Origin of the sequence: Kribbella sp., from assembly GCF_035687465.1 — a bacterium.
Lineage (GTDB): Bacteria > Actinomycetota > Actinomycetes > Propionibacteriales > Kribbellaceae > Kribbella.
This window is the reverse complement of record NZ_DASRXP010000303.1, coordinates 1-15,849: the sequence shown is the minus strand read 5'-3', so window position 1 is coordinate 15,849 and position 15,849 is coordinate 1. Positions and strand designations below refer to the sequence as shown.

General features: G+C 68.0%; 15 protein-coding genes. 5 read left to right on the top strand and 10 right to left on the bottom strand.

What is annotated here, in order from left to right:
* A partial coding sequence (locus VFG33_RS15280) for a hypothetical protein (RefSeq protein WP_325026854.1) occupies positions 1-199 on the bottom strand: 199 nt, incomplete at its 3' end.
* A 159-nt stretch (positions 200-358) separates the two neighbouring features.
* On the opposite strand from VFG33_RS15280, the gene VFG33_RS15275 reads away from it, so the two are divergent.
* Positions 359-1,321: an amidohydrolase family protein gene (locus VFG33_RS15275; RefSeq protein WP_325026852.1), complete on the top strand. Its 963-nt coding sequence runs from the start codon at positions 359-361 to the stop codon at positions 1,319-1,321.
* A gap of 8 nt (positions 1,322-1,329) precedes the next feature.
* On the opposite strand, the gene VFG33_RS15270 is transcribed toward VFG33_RS15275, so the two are convergent.
* A complete protein-coding gene (locus VFG33_RS15270) occupies positions 1,330-2,157 on the bottom strand; it encodes a serine/threonine-protein kinase (protein WP_325026850.1) in 828 nt (275 codons plus the stop codon).
* Between the two features lie 224 nt (positions 2,158-2,381).
* Here VFG33_RS15270 and VFG33_RS15265 point away from each other — a divergent pair, with 224 nt between their 5' ends.
* Positions 2,382-4,112, top strand: a complete 1,731-nt coding sequence (locus VFG33_RS15265; RefSeq protein WP_325026848.1) for a GAF domain-containing sensor histidine kinase — start codon at positions 2,382-2,384, stop codon at positions 4,110-4,112.
* Between the two features lie 48 nt (positions 4,113-4,160).
* Here VFG33_RS15265 and VFG33_RS15260 read toward each other — a convergent pair whose 3' ends face one another.
* On the bottom strand, positions 4,161-5,519 hold the full coding sequence (locus VFG33_RS15260) for an NAD-dependent succinate-semialdehyde dehydrogenase (RefSeq protein ID WP_325026846.1): 1,359 nt from the start codon (positions 5,517-5,519) through the stop codon (positions 4,161-4,163).
* 186 nt (positions 5,520-5,705) lie between these two features.
* Between VFG33_RS15260 and VFG33_RS15255 the strand changes: the two genes are divergently transcribed.
* Both VFG33_RS15255 and VFG33_RS15250 read left to right on the top strand, forming a co-directional pair.
* Positions 5,706-7,808, top strand: coding sequence for a M6 family metalloprotease domain-containing protein (locus VFG33_RS15255; protein WP_325026844.1), 2,103 nt, complete (start codon positions 5,706-5,708; stop codon positions 7,806-7,808).
* Between the two features lie 92 nt (positions 7,809-7,900).
* Positions 7,901-8,851, top strand: coding sequence for an NAD(P)-dependent alcohol dehydrogenase (locus tag VFG33_RS15250; protein WP_325026842.1), 951 nt, complete (start codon positions 7,901-7,903; stop codon positions 8,849-8,851).
* On the opposite strand, the gene VFG33_RS15245 is transcribed toward VFG33_RS15250, so the two are convergent.
* The gene (locus VFG33_RS15245) at positions 8,770-9,216 is read right to left on the bottom strand and encodes a phosphotransferase enzyme family protein (RefSeq protein ID WP_325026840.1); all 447 of its coding nucleotides are present in this window, start codon (positions 9,214-9,216) and stop codon (positions 8,770-8,772) included. The genes VFG33_RS15250 and VFG33_RS15245 overlap by 82 nt on opposite strands.
* Before the next feature lie 136 nt (positions 9,217-9,352).
* On the opposite strand from VFG33_RS15245, the gene VFG33_RS15240 reads away from it, so the two are divergent.
* Positions 9,353-10,003, top strand: a complete 651-nt coding sequence (locus VFG33_RS15240) for a DUF2306 domain-containing protein (RefSeq protein ID WP_325026837.1) — start codon at positions 9,353-9,355, stop codon at positions 10,001-10,003.
* 64 nt (positions 10,004-10,067) lie between these two features.
* On the opposite strand, the gene VFG33_RS15235 is transcribed toward VFG33_RS15240, so the two are convergent.
* The 6 genes from VFG33_RS15235 to VFG33_RS15210 all read right to left on the bottom strand — a co-directional run.
* Positions 10,068-10,922, bottom strand: coding sequence for a hypothetical protein (locus VFG33_RS15235; RefSeq protein ID WP_325026835.1), 855 nt, complete (start codon positions 10,920-10,922; stop codon positions 10,068-10,070).
* 3 nt (positions 10,923-10,925) lie between these two features.
* A complete protein-coding gene (locus VFG33_RS15230; RefSeq protein WP_325026833.1) occupies positions 10,926-11,585 on the bottom strand; it encodes a histone deacetylase in 660 nt (219 codons plus the stop codon).
* A gap of 7 nt (positions 11,586-11,592) precedes the next feature.
* A complete protein-coding gene (locus VFG33_RS15225; protein ID WP_325026831.1) occupies positions 11,593-13,176 on the bottom strand; it encodes a peptide ligase PGM1-related protein in 1,584 nt (527 codons plus the stop codon).
* Positions 13,173-14,303: an adenylate/guanylate cyclase domain-containing protein gene (locus VFG33_RS15220; protein WP_325026828.1), complete on the bottom strand. Its 1,131-nt coding sequence runs from the start codon at positions 14,301-14,303 to the stop codon at positions 13,173-13,175. Before VFG33_RS15220 ends, VFG33_RS15225 begins: the two co-directional genes overlap by 4 nt.
* Entirely contained in the window at positions 14,300-14,683 is a 384-nt protein-coding gene (locus VFG33_RS15215) for a response regulator (RefSeq protein WP_325026826.1), read from the bottom strand. Before VFG33_RS15215 ends, VFG33_RS15220 begins: the two co-directional genes overlap by 4 nt.
* Positions 14,680-15,849: ATP-binding response regulator (locus VFG33_RS15210; RefSeq protein WP_325026824.1), on the bottom strand; the 1,170-nt coding region annotated here is incomplete at its 5' end. The genes VFG33_RS15215 and VFG33_RS15210, both read right to left, overlap by 4 nt.

The following is a 15,849-nucleotide window of genomic DNA, read 5'->3' as shown; positions in this document are numbered from 1 at the left end:
GGGCGAACCCACCGCCGAGGTCGAAGACGACCCGGTGCCCCTGGTCGTCGGTGGCCAGGAATCCGCCGAACGGCACCGGCAGCAGCCCCTCGCTGTCGATGGTGCCGGGCAGGTCCGCCCAGACCGTCATCGGCACGTCCGGATACAGCACGCTCGGCGGCATCGGCAGGACGCCGTCCGCGAGGGGGTGAACTGTCACATCGCCTATCCGCATGCCACTGAAGCTAGACCTAAAAGTGTCGCTCGTCAATTTTCGATTCTGTCATGTTTCTGTGACATCCACCCCGCGTTATCGCCTCAGACGCAGCTGCCTCGGGATTTTAATTGACTCTCGACATGTTCTTGTTACTCTCGTGTCATGGCCAGTCGACGGATCGATGTCCACACCCACGCAATGCCGGCCGAGGTGATCGCCGCCCTCGCGGCCCGAGGCTTCAGACCGACCGGCGGCTACCAGATCTCTGTGCAGTGGACAGCTGAGGCCGCCCTGGCCTACATGGACCGCCACGAGATCGCTGCCCAGCTCGTGTCCCTGCCGTTGCCCCTCGCGGGCTCGGCCGACGACCCGGAGTTCGGCACCCGCACGGCCCGGGCGATCAACGAGTCGTATGCCGACCTGATCGCGAAACACCCCGGCCGCTTCGGCGCCTTCGCCACCCTGCCGGCCGACGGCCCGGAGCAGGCCTTGGCCGAGCTCTCCTACGCGCTCGACCAGCTGGAGCTGGACGGAGTGGTACTGACCTCCAACGTGCTCGGCCACTACTTCGGCGACCCGGTCCTGGAGCCGCTCCTGGCCGAACTGGCACGTCGACAGGTCCCGGTCTTCGTGCACCCGGTGGACAGCCCGCACATCGACGTGCTGGGGTTCGGCCGCCCGAGCTCGATCGTCGAGTTCCCTTTCGACACCGCGCGGAACATCACCAATGGCCTCTACACCGGCGTCTTCCAGCGGCACCCCGGCCTGCGCCTGATCCTGGCGCACTGCGGAGGCGCGCTGCCCACCCTCGGCTGGCGGATCGGCGAGCACACCACGATGGGACGGGGACCGAACGACGCGGACATCGATCCGACCCATGTCGCCGAGGTGCTCCGCGGCCTGTACTACGAGACGGCGCTGGCCGGGAGCCGCAACTCACTGCTCCCGACCCTCGAGGTGACCACGGCCGACCACATCCTCTTCGGAACCGACTGGCCGGCAGCTCCCGAGGCCACCGCGGTCCACAACATCGACAACCTGGTCGCCTTCGACGGCTTCACCAAGGACGAGCTCCAAGCCGTCGAGCGCGACAACGCACTCAAGCTCTTCCCGCGTTTCGCCTGACCGGTAGCTCAGGCTGCCGCGAGGCGGGCTTGGGTCGCGGTCAGGCGCTTGTCCGGCTGTTTGACCAGAAGGCCTTCGATGACCGGACGCAGCGCGGCGGCGTTCACGAAGGGGCCGGGTGCGTCCTCGACCACGGCCACCAGAGTGCTGAACGGATCCCCCTTGCCGAACGGCGACCGGCCTTCCACCGCCGCGAACAAGGTGGCACCGAGGGAGAACAGATCGGAGGCCGGCCCGATCTCGTCATCGCGGGCCCGCTCGGGCGACATGTACGCCGGGCTGCCGGCCAGGCCGCCGGGAGGAAGGGTTGTGTCGTCGACCGTGCACGCGATCCCGAAATCGGTCAGCACCACCCGACCGTCGTCACACAGGAAGACATTCGCCGGCTTCACGTCGCGATGGAGAAGCCCAGCCCGGTGGACCGCTTCCAGTACGTCGAGTAGCTGGAGCCCGATCCTCCTCACCTCGGCGACAGGCAGTGACCCCTCGGCTTGCAGCGCCTGGGCCAGGGTTCGCCCTGAGAGCAGTTCCATCACGATCCAGGGGTTTCCGTCAGGGTCCTCGACCAGGTCGTGAATCCGGACCGCGCCCACGTGGTCGAGCCGTGCGGCCGCTCGCGCCTCGCTCAACGCACTCGCATGGGCGTCCTCGGACACCAGCCCGCTCAGGACCACCTCCTTGAGGGCCACCCGACGACGCAGTACCTCGTCGTCAGCCAGCCACACCCGACCCATGCCCCCGCGCCCCAGCAGCTCTCCGAGTCGGTACCGTCCCGCCACCAGCCTCCCGGGAGCCACGATCGCCGGGCTGCCGGTCAACTCCGCCACAACTGTCATGACCGAACCCCTCCACCCGGCGCGGACTCCACCATCCGCGGGACCCGCTGCCCGTCGTACCGGGCAGCCTTGGCTTCGATCCTGCGCGCAGGGAGCGCGGAGCGCATGGAGGATCTCCCCCGGTCCGACCCGCGGCCGTTGCCCACTGCACCCTTAGAGCGGACCCAGCCTCGTTACGGAGGCCGCCTTGTTGGAGCGTCGCGCCGCGGGCTACCTTCTGTGCTATGAACGCGCCAGACGGTGCCGCCGGGGGCGATGCCGCCGACGCCCTGGCGGGTCACGACCAGACACGGTTGCGCCAGCTTGCCGACGAGCAGGCCGCGCTGCGGCGCGTGGCCACCCTGGTGGCCGGCGGCGCGCAACCGGCCGCGGTGTTCACTCTCGTGGCGGACGAACTCAACAACCTGATCGGTGCCGAGGCGACCTTCGTCTCCCGCCTGGACCGGCGGCCCGGGGAGGACGGACAGCCCGAGCCGGTCATCACCGTCGTCGGCTCCTACGGCGAGGTCAGTGACCGGGTGCCCGTGGGCTTCCAGTTGCTGCTGGTGCCGGACATGGTCCAAGCCGTCGCGCTCCGCACCGGCCGCCCGACCCGGATCAACGGCGAACGGCTGTCGAAGGGCCAGCACGGCGCCTGGGTCGCCACGCTGGGTATGCGGGCCGCCGTGGCCACGCCCATCGTGGTCGAGGGACGCCGGTGGGGTGTGATCGTGGCCGCGACCTCACTGGAGGACTTCCCGGCCGGCACGGAGTCGCGGATGGCGGACTTCATGGAACTCACCGCGACGGCGATCGCGAACGCCCAGGCCCGCGAGGAGCTGCGCGTGCTCGCAGACACCCAGTCCGCCCTCCGGCGCCTGGCCACGCTGGTCGCGCGCGGCGCACCACCTGAGGCAGTCTTCGCGGCCGCCACCAAGGAAGCCCTCCGGCACTTCGGCGGGGGTACTGCCAGGCTGATCCGCTACGAACTCGACGGAACCGCGACTCTGATCGCCAACGAAGGCACCACCGGCCCGCACGTGCGCGTCGGCGAACCCTGGGAGGGCTATCCCCCGACCGGGCTGACAGCGACCGTACTGCGGACCGGGCGACCCGCCCGCGTCGACGACTACGCCGAAGTCCCCGGCGGCGAGCCCTATCTCGCCGAAGGCCTGCGGTCCGCGGTCGCCATGCCGATCCACGTCGACGGAAGGGTGTGGGGGGCCATCGCCGTCGGCTCCGGGCAGGGGCCACCACCTCCGGACACCGAACAGCGGATGGCGGAGTTCACCGACCTGATCGCCACCGCCGTCGCGAACGCGCAGAACCGCACCGAGCTGATCGCCTCCCGAGCCAGGATCGTCACTGCCTCGGACGAGGCCCGCCGGCAGATCGAGCGGGATCTTCACGACGGAGCCCAGCAGGGCCTGATCGCCCTCGCCCTCCGACTGCGGTCCGCAGCCGCATCCGAAGATGGCGAGGAACTGCGCGCAGAGGTGACCGATGCCGCCGCCGACCTGCTGACGGTGATCGATGAACTGCAGGAGATCGGCAGAGGCATTCATCCCGCGATCCTGTCCAAGTCGGGCCTGACGCCGGCGTTGCGCGCGCTCGGGCGCCGCTCGACCCTGCAGGTGGAGATGAATCTGCGGATCGACGGCCGGCTGCCCGAACCGGTCGAGGTCGGCGCGTACTACGTCGTCGCCGAGTCGCTCACCAACGCGGCCAAGCACGCCCAGGCGACCGTCGTCGAGCTCCAGGCCGAGGCCTCCGACGGCACTCTGCGGGTCCTCCTCCGCGACGACGGCATCGGCGGCGCCGACCCGGGCCGGGGCTCCGGGCTGGTGGGGCTGAGGGACCGGATCGAGGCGCTCGGCGGCAGCTTGTCCCTACACAGCCCGGCCGGCGACGGTACGACGGTGCGCTGCGAACTCCCGATTCCCACCGAGCGGCGAGAAGCAGCACCTCCCGACTAGCCGACCGGGGTCGCGGCTCTTGGAGATCCACCGCGACCCCGTGCCCTCCTACAGCCGGATCGACTTCTTGTTCATGAACTCCTCGATGCCGGCCGCGCCGAGCTCGCGGCCCATGCCGGACCGCTTGATCCCACCGAACGGAAGGTCGGCCTGGGAGCCGCCCGCACTGTTGAGATAGACCATGCCGGCCTCGAGTTGCCTGGCGACCCGGCTGGACCGGTCCCGGTCGGTGCCGAACACACTCGCGCCCAGACCGAAGGGGCTGTCGTTGGCGATCGCGATCGCCTCCTGTTCGGTCTCCGCCTTGAAGACCAGGACGACCGGCCCGAAGATCTCCTCGTAGTACGCGTCCATCTCCGGCATCACGTCGGTCAGCACGGTGGCCTCCAGGTAGGCACCGGGTCCGACCCGGTGACCGCCGGTCCGCAGGGTCGCGCCCTGCAGAACCGCCTTCTCCACCTGGGCGGCCACCTCGTCGGCCGCCGCGATGGAGGCGAGCGGAGGAAGCCTCGTCCCGGGATCGGCCGGATCCCCGGGAACGTAGTACTCCTCCACCCGCTTGGTCAGCCGGTCCACGAACTCGTCGTAGATGTCGGCCAGCACGATCATCCGTTTCGGGGCGTTGCAGGACTGGCCGCAGTTGCGCATCCGGGCGGTCGCGGTGACCTTGACGGTCTCGTCCATGTCGTCGGTGTCGAGCACGATCAGCGGATCGGATCCGCCCAGCTCGAGCACTGTCCTCTTCAGGTTCCGGCCCGCCTCGGCCGCGACCGAGATGCCCGCCTGTTCGCTACCGGTGAGCGAGACACCGACGATCCGCGCGTCGGCCAGGATCGCCGGGATCTGCGAGCTGGAGGCGAACGTGTTCACGTACACGTCCTCGGGTACGCCCGCGTCCCGGAGTACCTGCTCGATGGCGGCGGCGGACCGTGGGCAGATCGAGGCGTGTTTCAGCAGGATGGTGTTGCCGAGCACGAGGTTGGGCGCCACGAACCGGGCGACCTGGTAGCAGGGGAAGTTCCACGGCATCACGCCGAGCAGAGCGCCGATCGGCTCCTTGGTGATCAGGGCTTCGCCGCCCTTGATCGGAACCGGTTCGTCCGCGAGCAGCGCCGGGCCGTTGTCGGCGTAGTACCGGAAGATGTCGACGACGATGCCGATCTCGCCGCGGCCCTCGTTGATCCGCTTGCCCATCTCCAGCGTCATGATGGCGGCGAGTTCGTCGGCCCGCTCGGCGAAAAGGTCCGCCGCGCGGGAGACGATCGCGGTCCGCTCGGCCACGGGCCGTCTCCGCCAGGAGGTGTAGCCGCTGTGGACCAGGGCGATCGCGGCCTGGACCTCCTCGTCGGTCGCGTTCGGGATCTGTTCGATCAGTTCGCCCGTCGCCGGGTTAGTGACTGCGTACATGGGGAACGAGCCTCCGTTCTCTCTACGACAGTGCGCAAAGGGCCAGGCTAACGGCTTCAGTACATACTGTATACAGTCGTCTCACGGATAGTCCGGGCAGGACAGGGGAAAACCGTCGCTTGCCGGGCGGGTGACGGGGCATGCTGGGACAACGAAGTCCCGCCCCTCGTCGATCGGATACCGCCCGTGCCCGACCAACGGAAGTTTCGCCTTGCCCTGCGACTGACCGCAGTACTGGCTGCCGCGGCCGCCGGTTTAGCGCTCGCAACCCCCTCGCCCGCACCGGCCGCCGCTGAACCGGACCCGGCCAACCCGTGGCAGTACGACCACTGGCCACAGACCCAGCCTTGGCAGGAGAGCTCGGCCAACCGCCTCGCCCCGCCAGGGCCGCTCAGCCCGATCGACCCGCAGAACTGGGAGAACCCGGACCACATGACGTGGTCGGACTACCAGAAGCCGCCCGGTACGAACTGGGCTGATCCAGCGCAGAAGGGCTCGGCTCGCACCTTCAAGGGCGCGCTGGTCCTGCTCGACTACCCGAACCAGCCCTTCGTCGTGACCCAGCCGAAGAACTCCACGCCGTTCGGCAACCCCAGCGCCGAGGCGAACGGCGTACCGCGTGAGAACGTCGCGAGCTTCTACCGCGACTTCCTGAACAAGCCAGGCGCGTTGAACCGCGGCCACACCATCCACGAGTACTGGATGGAGGACTCCGGCGGCCGGTACGGCGTGGAGCTGACGTCGTTCGGCCCGTACGAGATGCCCGGCAAGTCGCACGAGTACGCGATGGAGTTCCAGGGCGGGACAGCCTGCCCGGCCGGCGACAACTGCACCAAGAACATCCGGACCGACGGGCAGGCGGCGTGGGTCGCCGACGTCGGCGCCCAGGTCCCCGCGGGCTTCGACTTCGTCTTCTTCCTCGGCGCCGGCCAGGACGAGTCGTCCACCTGGCAGGAGTTCGGGCAGATGAAGTTCCCGACCAAGGAGGACGTCAGCGAGGCCTTCGGCCCGCCGGACCCGAACCTGCCGAACTGGTCGGACACCCGGTACGTCGACTGGACCTCCTGGGCCGCCGGCGCCTCCATCTGGCCGAACGCCGGCGGCGGCTCGTCGACCCAGGCCGAGAGCTCCGGGATGGCGGTCTACGCCCACGAACTGAGCCACATCCTGGGCATCGGCGACAACTACAACAACCCGTACGGCGTGCCGCCGCGACGCGCGTACACCGGGATCTGGGAGATGCTCAGCCGCGGGAGTTTCAACGGCCCGGGCGGTCCCCACAGCCGGTGGATGATCCCCGCCACCGGTGGCGCCTCGATGGGCGCGCAACACATGCTGCGGAACAAGATCAAGCTGGAGATGGTCGACGAGCAGAACGTCCTGCGGTTGTCCCGTGAGGCGCTCGACGAGTCCGGCCTGGTGGTCGCCGACGTCACCGCCCGGACCGTGCAACCCGGGCTGAAGGGGCTGGCGGGGATCAACATCGCCCTCGGGACCGGCGATCTGGCCCCGGCGTGCAACATCACCACCGACCCGTTCTGCGACGGCCGCGGGTACAACAACTACACGCTCGAGGTCGTCGACCGGATGGGGACGGACTCGTTCACCCCCGACTCCGGCGTACTGCTGGCGAAGACCAAGAACGTCGACCAGGCGCCCTTCGAGTGGGTGATCGACGCCAACCCGCAGGACATCGGGATGACCGACTACGTGCTTCCGGACGGTACGAAGATCCCGATCACGATCGGCGACTACCGGCAACTGTCGGACGCGCTGTTCCATGCCGGCACCAACTCGGGCAGCGAGTTCGAGTACGTCGACTCCGCCAACCGGCTGCACTTCTACGTCACCAACGTGAAGCGGGACGGCAAGGGCGTGCTCTCGTACACCGTGGCGATCCGCTCCCTCGACGGATCCGGACCTTCCAAGCGCGGCGTACGGGTGACTCCGACCGTCGGACGTCCGGCCGCCGGCGGGGTGACCACGTGCACCTTCCCGCTCACCAACACCGGCAAGACCGCGACCCCCCAAGGTCAGCACCCGGAAGACGTCAGCCAGTACCTCCGTGGAGACGTCTACCGCCTGTCGGCGAAGGTCGCCGGTACTGGGTGGTCCGTCACCCTGCCCAACCAACTGGCAACCGCCAACGCCGGCACCCACGTGAGCGTCCCGGTCCACGCGACCCACGCCGGCAAGGCCGCTCCCCTGGCTCGCGTAACCCTCACCGCCACCTCGGAAAGCGACCCCACCAAGAAGTCCACCGCGACCTGCCTCGCTATCAAGAAGTAGCAGCACCAAGTCCCCCGGACGGAGCGTCCGTCCGGGGGTCTCAAACCCCGCTCAGCAGCGTAGGGTCAGGACCCTGAGCCAGGGGGAGAACAATGAAGGCAATCGTTCAGGACACGTATGGCTCGGCCGACGTGTTGCGCTACGAGGACATCGACCAACCGGTTGCCGGGAGCAACGAAGTACTGATCCGGGTGCGGGCCGCCGGCGTCGATATCGGCACCTGGCACCTGATGACCGGCAAGCCGTACCTGATGCGACTCGCCCTCGGCTTCCGTGCTCCGAAGGTGCGAGTCCGCGGCCGCGACGTGGCCGGGGTGGTCGAGGCCGTCGGCTCGGAGATCACCAAGTTCAAGGTCGGCGACGAGGTCTACGGCACCTGCGACGGCTCGTTCGCGGAGTACACCACCGCTCCCGAGGGCCGCCTTGCCCTCAAGCCGTCGAGCCTCGGCTTCGACCAGGCCGCGGTCGTCCCGATCTCCGGTGGCACCGCTCTGCAGGGTCTTCGCGACCTGAAGTCCGGCCAGAAGGCCTTGATCATCGGAGCGGCCGGTGGTGTCGGCACCTTCGCAGTACAGCTCGCCAAGGCGCGCGGTGCGCATGTGACCGGCGTCTGCAGTACGACGAAACTCGACCTCGTCTGCGCACTCGGCGCCGACGAGGTGATCGACTACACCCGGGACAAGCTCACCGGCCAGTACGACTTCATCGTCGACACTGCCGGGACCCGCTCGCTCAGAGAACTCCGGGGAGCGCTCTCTCCCCGCGGAACGCTGGTCATGGTCGGCGGCGAGACCGGCGGCCGCCTCACCGGCGGCATGGAGCGCGTACTGGGCGCCGCCGTCCTCTCGCTGTTCGTCGGCCAGAAACTCCGAGGCCTGATCTCCACCGAGGACGGCAAGGTCTACGACGAACTCACGGAGATCATCGAAGCCGGGGACCTCAGCCCGGTCATCGGCCACACCTACTCGTTGCCCGAGGCCCCTGACGCGGTCCGCCAGCTCACCACCTCGCACGCCCGGGGCAAGATCGTCATCACCGTCTGAGCAGCTCGTCGAACCCGGTCGAGCTCGGCATGCGCGCTGCCGCAGATCTCAGCCTGTACTACGTTGCCGCGCTGAGGGTGCTCCCCCGGGATCCGCCGAGCCAGGCTGGCGAGAACCACCTGACCATCCAGCTCACCCTCCACCACGGATTGCCCGTCCACAGTCGGCACAGGCACCGGTACTGCGAACGACAGCCCGCGCAGCGCCCGCGGTACGGCGTGCTCGTACTCCAGGAATCCCTTGTTCTTGTGGATCCGCAGGACGAAATCGTCACCGAGGTAGTAGCTCGTGTTGTTCGTCCCCGCCGTGACCGGTCGCACCTGGACCGGCTCGCGCAGGTCCCAGGCCCGGAGCAACCTCATCATCGGGCAATCCTCTCGCACCGCGTCGCGCGGTACGAACGGATTTTCGTGTCAGGTCGCTGAAAGGACCGGCTGGTTAGCGTCAGGTTGGTGGCGGGTCCGGGCGGGGTCCGCCGGCTGACGAGGTGGGGGCAAGTCGATGGCAGAGGTCACTCTGGGACGGAACAAACTACGGACCGCACAGGTGGGGATCGCCTTCCTGGCGGCGATCATCCTGGTCTTCGCGATCTCGCGGTTGATCAACGACGTGCCGCACGTCGTGAACGGCACGATCCCCGAGGAGGACATCGATCGCGAGTACGTCGCGCATCCGTGGATCGCGTATCTCCACATCGGGCCGGCGATCGTCTACTTGCTCGGGGCACCGATCCAGCTCGCGTACCGGATCCGCTCGAAGCACTACACGTTCCACCGGCGGCTGGGCCGGGTGCTGCTCGTCATGGGTCTGCTCTGCGGGATCTTCGCGGTCGTCTTCGGGGCGTTCTTCTCGTTCGGCGGACCGTGGCAGGCGGCCGCGTCGATCGTGTTCGGGATCTGGTTCCTGGTCTGCCTGGTGAACGCGTTCCGCGCGATCCGGCGCGACGACGTGGTCAACCACCGCCGCTGGATGATCCGCGCGTACGCGATCGGCATCGGCGTCGGCACGATCCGCATCTGGGTCTACATCTTCACCGCGCCCGACCTGCTCTCCTTCCCGGACAGCTTCGCGGCCGCCTTCTGGATCTCCTTCGCCCTCCACGCCGTCTTCGCCGAATGGTGGATCCGCACCACCCCCCACCCACCCGGCTGACCGGAGAGACAGAATCGGAACTACCCGGCCACACGGAACAACTCCTCGCCCTCCTGCTGGGAGGTCAGAGCTGAGCTGCAGGCGGGTCCTTCCGCAGGCCCTCGATCCAGAGTTCCTGGGTTTGGCTGAGCCAGAAGAGGGCGAACAGGGTGATCAGGGCGCCCTCGATCCACAGCACAGCGTGCTCCCAGCCGAACAACCAGCGCCACAAGCCCATCACCACGACGGAGGCTCCCATCGCCACGGCGATCACCGTGTAGCGGTTGATCTTCGACCGCCGCGAGCGGACCTTGTGGCGGTACTCCTTGGCGTTCAACACGACCACGGTGACGATGCACGCGAACAGGACGGCCGCCGCGGTGTAGTGCGCGCCGGCAATGAAACCTGAACGATTGAAGGCGAACCACGCGATCCCACCAACCAGTACGACGGCCGCGACAACCAGTCCCGCCGTATGCCGCCCATCCCAGTCCCCCCGACCCGACCGCCGCGCCTTCAGCGCGACGAAGACCGTGATCCCGAGGCAGACACCGCCCATGACGAACAACGCCGCCATGTTGTTGGCGACGTTCGCCGAGGTGTCGGCCAGCGTCATCGGCACCGACCGGCACTCACCCTCGCCGGGAGTCGGCACCAGCGCAACCGCCGGTGCGAGCATCCCCCCGACATTGAGCAGGATGTCCTCCCCCTCCGTGTTCCCTTTGATCGCCACCATGCAGGCACCGATGGCGATCAGTACTCCGACGAAAACCGCCTGAACCGGCGTGTGGTAATAGGCACTGATCGACGTCTGCCAGCAGTGCGGATCCGTCTTCGACCACTCGATCACCAGCGAGACCGCCAACAGGAAGATCAGCGTGACCATGGCAAGCCGCAGATAGCGGTAGGTCTTGATCGCGTAGTCACTAGGTACGGACAACCTTCAGCCCTTCTCGACGGCTCGCCGGAAGTCCGAATATCCACACGCCGCGATCGCCTCGAGGTCATCCACAGTCCACGTGTCTCTCACGCCGGCGGCGGCGATCAGGTACCCGGCGATCTGCGCTGGGTCCCAGCCGTGGGCTTCGCGCAGGCCGGCCGCGATCCATCGCACGTACGTCGCGCTCGGTGCGACGGGTTCGAGCTCGGAGACGTCGCCGTGGGTCACCGTGAACATCGGTGCGCCGTCACGGATCCCTAGCCGCGTGACCGTCTCGTAGCGGCCCGGGCCCATCGTGTGCACTGACTCGACGTCGGCCAGGAGGCCGGCCAGATCCCGCGCGAACTCTCCACCCGGGAGCCGTCGCATCTCCTGCGCTGCTATGTCGCCGAGCTGCTCAGCGGTCACCAGATAGGCCCTGCAAGCGACCTTGCCGGGACCCTTCGCGTCGTAGAAGGCCATACCGCCGCCCCACACCATCGACTCGCCGGCGAACACAAGCCCACCCGGTACGTCGATGCTGACGACGCGCTCTGGTTCCCGCTTGTCACGACAGCCGGGATATTCGCGTGCGCCACCGACCGGGCGCCCGCCGGACACGTAACACCGGAAGCGTTCGAGGGCGAGGTTGGAACCGTAGGCGACGTACCAGACTCGCTCCATGCATCCCTCAGACCGGTAGCGGACGTTCCTCAAAGGCTAACCGGGCCTCGTCCAGCAGGATGCGTGCGGCCTCACGGTAGCGGCGGTCCGCTTCCGTGGGCGTGTCGCCGATGGCTGTGAGCCCGAGCCGGCCGCATTCGGTCAAGCAGCTGATCATATGGAACACCACGCCTACCTGACGCGACTGATCGAAGTGCAAGCGGTGCCGCGCGACGATGTCGAACAAGTCGGACGGCACCAGTCCTCGCAGCAGGTCGGACTCGAGATGATCAGTGGCCACCAGATGCTTCTCGTCGCCGTTCGGGGTGAGGAACAGCGCGGTGACCGGGTCATAGGTGCCATCGGTCAGAAACTGCAGCGTAAGGAACGGATGCGTGGTGCCGCCCTTGCGCAGGTTGAGCTCGATCGCGTACGGCGTCCACTCGCCGCCCGGGCCGCGGACGACGACGAAGTCCACCGCGAACCTCCCGAGGGCCCCTTCCCTGGCGAGGCGGTTCCCGATCACCTCGGCCTGCTGGGTGATCAGCCGCGCGTACTCCGGGGCGGCTGGGAACACGCAGCCCAGATAGCTCTGGCCGCTGGCGCCGCCCAGCAACTGGTCATGGGTCGACAGCAGTTCGACCTCGCCGGTCGGCAGGACGCGGAGCTGAACGCTCGGACTGCGGAGTTCCTCCCCGACGATCCGCTCCTCGACGATGCCGCCCCCCTCGGCGAACTTGGCCAGGTACGTGTCGAGGAGGGTGGTCCGCGACTCCAGTTCCATCGCGCGCAGCCGTGCCACCACCTCGACCCTCTCAGTGGCCGAGCCCGGCTCCGGCAGCCCGTTCAGCCTGACCACCGCGTTGCCCTCGCCGGAGACACCGTCGTTGAGTTTCACGATGGCGCTGTCCATCGAGGGCCGCTCGGCGCGCATCGCCAGCACCGCGTCCACGATCTCGTCGAGGCTGTGCAGGTTCTCTGCGCCGAGCGGGTGCGGAACCCCGAGCTCGGCGAACATCCGGCGGCATCCCGACTTGGAACCGAGCTCCGCCAGCCGCGGATCGGCGGCGTACATGGGGATCCCGAGGCTGAGCGCGACGTCGCGTTCCAGCTCCGTCGTGTTGTAGGGCATGAGATGGGACCGCGCCGTGTTCGGTACCAGCGCGGCGATCCGCTGCAGCAGCCTCGGCCGTGCCAGCAGCTTCTCACTCAAGGAGATCGGCGTGGCATCGTTGACCGACACCAGGGACAACCGGGCGCGCGCGTGGCTCGGGATGACACCCGGCAGCAGTCCGAGGTAGTACTCGATGATCTCCGGATCGATCGGCATCGAGGTCACGTAGATCATCCGCAGCCGCGGCTGGCGCAGTAACACCAGCATGAAGAGGAACCGCTCCTCGTAGGCCTGCATCGTGGTCCCGGTCCCGGCTGTCGTCCGGTCGAGAGAGATCGACGGGATGACGACAACCGACTCGTCCTCGTAGTTCAGATTCAGCGTGGCCCACACGTCCGCCATCCGCGCCTGCAATCGATCGAAGAGGTGGTAGCGATCCTCCTCGCTGAGAGCGGACAGCCGGCCCGGTACGTCAGCCGCCCGTAGGTCGCCGGTCATGACACGGTCCTGGAGCTGTCGAGGCCCAAGATGTCGAAGGTATGGACCGTGCGGCTGAAGCCGCGGACCTCACGCAGGCCACTGTCCTGCCCGACGGCCAGGCTGCCGGCCGCGGCGTAGACGCGTTCGGTGACGAGGATCTGCCAAGGGGCCGCGTCGGCGCACAGGCGGGCGGCGAGGTTCGTCACGCTCCCGATCGCCGCATAGTCGTACCGGCCGTCGAAACCGATCTTGCCCAAGGTGGCGTAGCCCTGGGCGATCCCGATCCCCATCCCGAGATCATGGCCGCGCCGCGCCCAGGCCTTCGCCAGGCCACGAATCCGGGCCCGCATCGCGACGCTCATCCGGATCGCGCGCAGCGGCCCGTCCTCACAGCGGACCGGGTCATTGAAGAACACCATCAGGCCGTCGCCGGCGAACCGCTCCAGCGTTCCCTCGAACCGGAAGATCAGGTCCCCGAGCGCCTGGTGGTATTCGTCCAGCACGCCCATCACCTCCTCCGGTTCGCTGGCCTCGGCGAAGGTGGTGAAGCCACGAAGGTCGCAGAAGACGACGACGATCTCCCGCCGGTGGCTGTCCAGGAACGATTCGTCACCGGAGTCGACGATCAACTCGGCCAGTTGCGGCGACAGGAAACGCCGCAGTCTGCTCATTCGCTCCAGTTGCGACACCTGATTCTGGACCCGGGATTCCAGCTCCTGGTTCCAGGCGGTCAGCTCGTCGGCCTGGCGCTTGATGGTGTCCTGGTAGCGCTTGATCCGCGCCAGCGACGCCACTCGGGCCAGCAGCTCGCTCTGGTTGACCGGCTTGGCCAGGAAGTCGTCCGCGCCAGCCTCGAGCGCTTTCACCTTCTGCTCATCGCCGCTGGCGGTCACCATCACGACGGGCAGGTAGGCGGTGTCCACCTGCTCGCGGATCCGACGGCACACCTCATACCCGTCCATTGCAGGCATGACGATGTCGAGCAGGACAAGGTCGATGTCGTCCGTGGCGATCGCCTGCAGAGCCTCCTCGCCGGAGGATGCCGTCCGCACGTCGTACCCGCGGGGAGCGAGGATCGCCTCCAGCAGCCTGACGTTAGGCGCCTGGTCATCGACTACCAGAACCGTCGATTTGGTGCTGCTCATCGCACCCCTCCGAGTCTGAGGAAATCGCGGACCTGCTGGGGCAGGCGGCGTACGCTGATCGGCTTCTCGACATAGCCGTTGAAACCCGAGTCGAAGGCGCGCTCACGGTCGTGGTCCATCGCGAACGCGGTCACAGCCACGACCGGTACGCCGCGGGTCCGGTCGCTGGTCCTGATCCGCCGCAGCGCCTCGACGCCGTCGATCCCGGGCAGCTGCAGGTCCATCAGGATCAGGTCCGGCGAGGTCTCGTAGGCCAGTCGCACCCCGTCCTCACCGGAGGTTGCCTCGATCACCTCGTACCCGGAGTACCGCAGGACGTCTCGCACCAGCTTCAGGTTCTTCGGGTTGTCCTCGACCACGAGGATCCGGCCATGACTCACGACAGCTCCCCTTCGGCTTCGGGTGCGGAAAGCGCGCCGGCCGCGACCAGGGTGTCGAGCAAGGCATCCCGGCTGACAGGCTTGACGAGGTACGCCGCAGCTCCCAGCGCGGCACCCCGCGCCCGCTCGTCGACGATCGACACGACGATCACCGGGATGCTGCTGGTCTCCGGCTCCGCTTTGAGCGCCTGCAGCACCGCCCAGCCGTCGATCCCGGGCAGTCTGATGTCGAGGAGCACCGCGGCCGGCCGCACCCGGCGTACGGCATCGAGGCCGGACTGACCGTCCCCGACCGCGGTGACCCGCAACGCCGCGCCGGACAGGTAGGCGGTCATCAGATCGAGGGACGGCCGGTCGTCCTCGATGATCACGACGTCACCAACCGGTGGCCGGCCCGACCTTGGCTGATCCGCGGCTTCCCTGCTTCGCAGCGAGAACCCAAACGTGCTGCCGGCCCCCACCTCGCTCGCCAGCCACATTCTGCCGCCGAGCAACTCGACGATCCGCCGCGACAGGGTCAGGCCCAGCCCGGTGCCCTCCTCCTGCGACGGTCCCCGGCCACCCTGCTGGAACGACTCGAAGATGCGCTCACGATCCTCCACCGGCACGCCGATGCCCGTGTCCGTGACGGTGATCTCGATCTCGGACCCGGCTCGGACGGCGCGCACCACCACCGAGCCGCCGTCGCCGGTGAACTTGACGGCGTTCGTCATCAGGTTCAGCACGACCTGCTTCAGCCGGAGCTCGTCGGCGAACACCTGATCGATGTCCGGGCCGACCTCGACGTGCAGCTCGATGCCGTGCGCGGCGGCCCGTTCGCGCAGCATCGCGACGGTGTTGTCCAGCAGCGCGCGCAGCTCGAACGTCGAGTACTCCAGCTCCATCCGGCCGGCCTCCACCTTGGAGAGGTCGAGGATCTCGTTCAGCAGTTCCAGCAGATGCCTGCCCGAGCCGTGGATGTCCCGCAGATACTCCTCCTGGCGTTCGTTGACCTCGCCGAACATCTGCTCCAGCAACACCTCGGAGAATCCCAGTACTGCGTTCAGCGGGGTGCGCAGCTCGTGCGACATGCTGGCCAGGAACTCCGATTTGTGCCGGCTGGCCACCTCGAGCTCGGCACTGCGCTGCTTCAGCTCGCGGTACAGCTGGGCGTTCAGCAGCGCCCG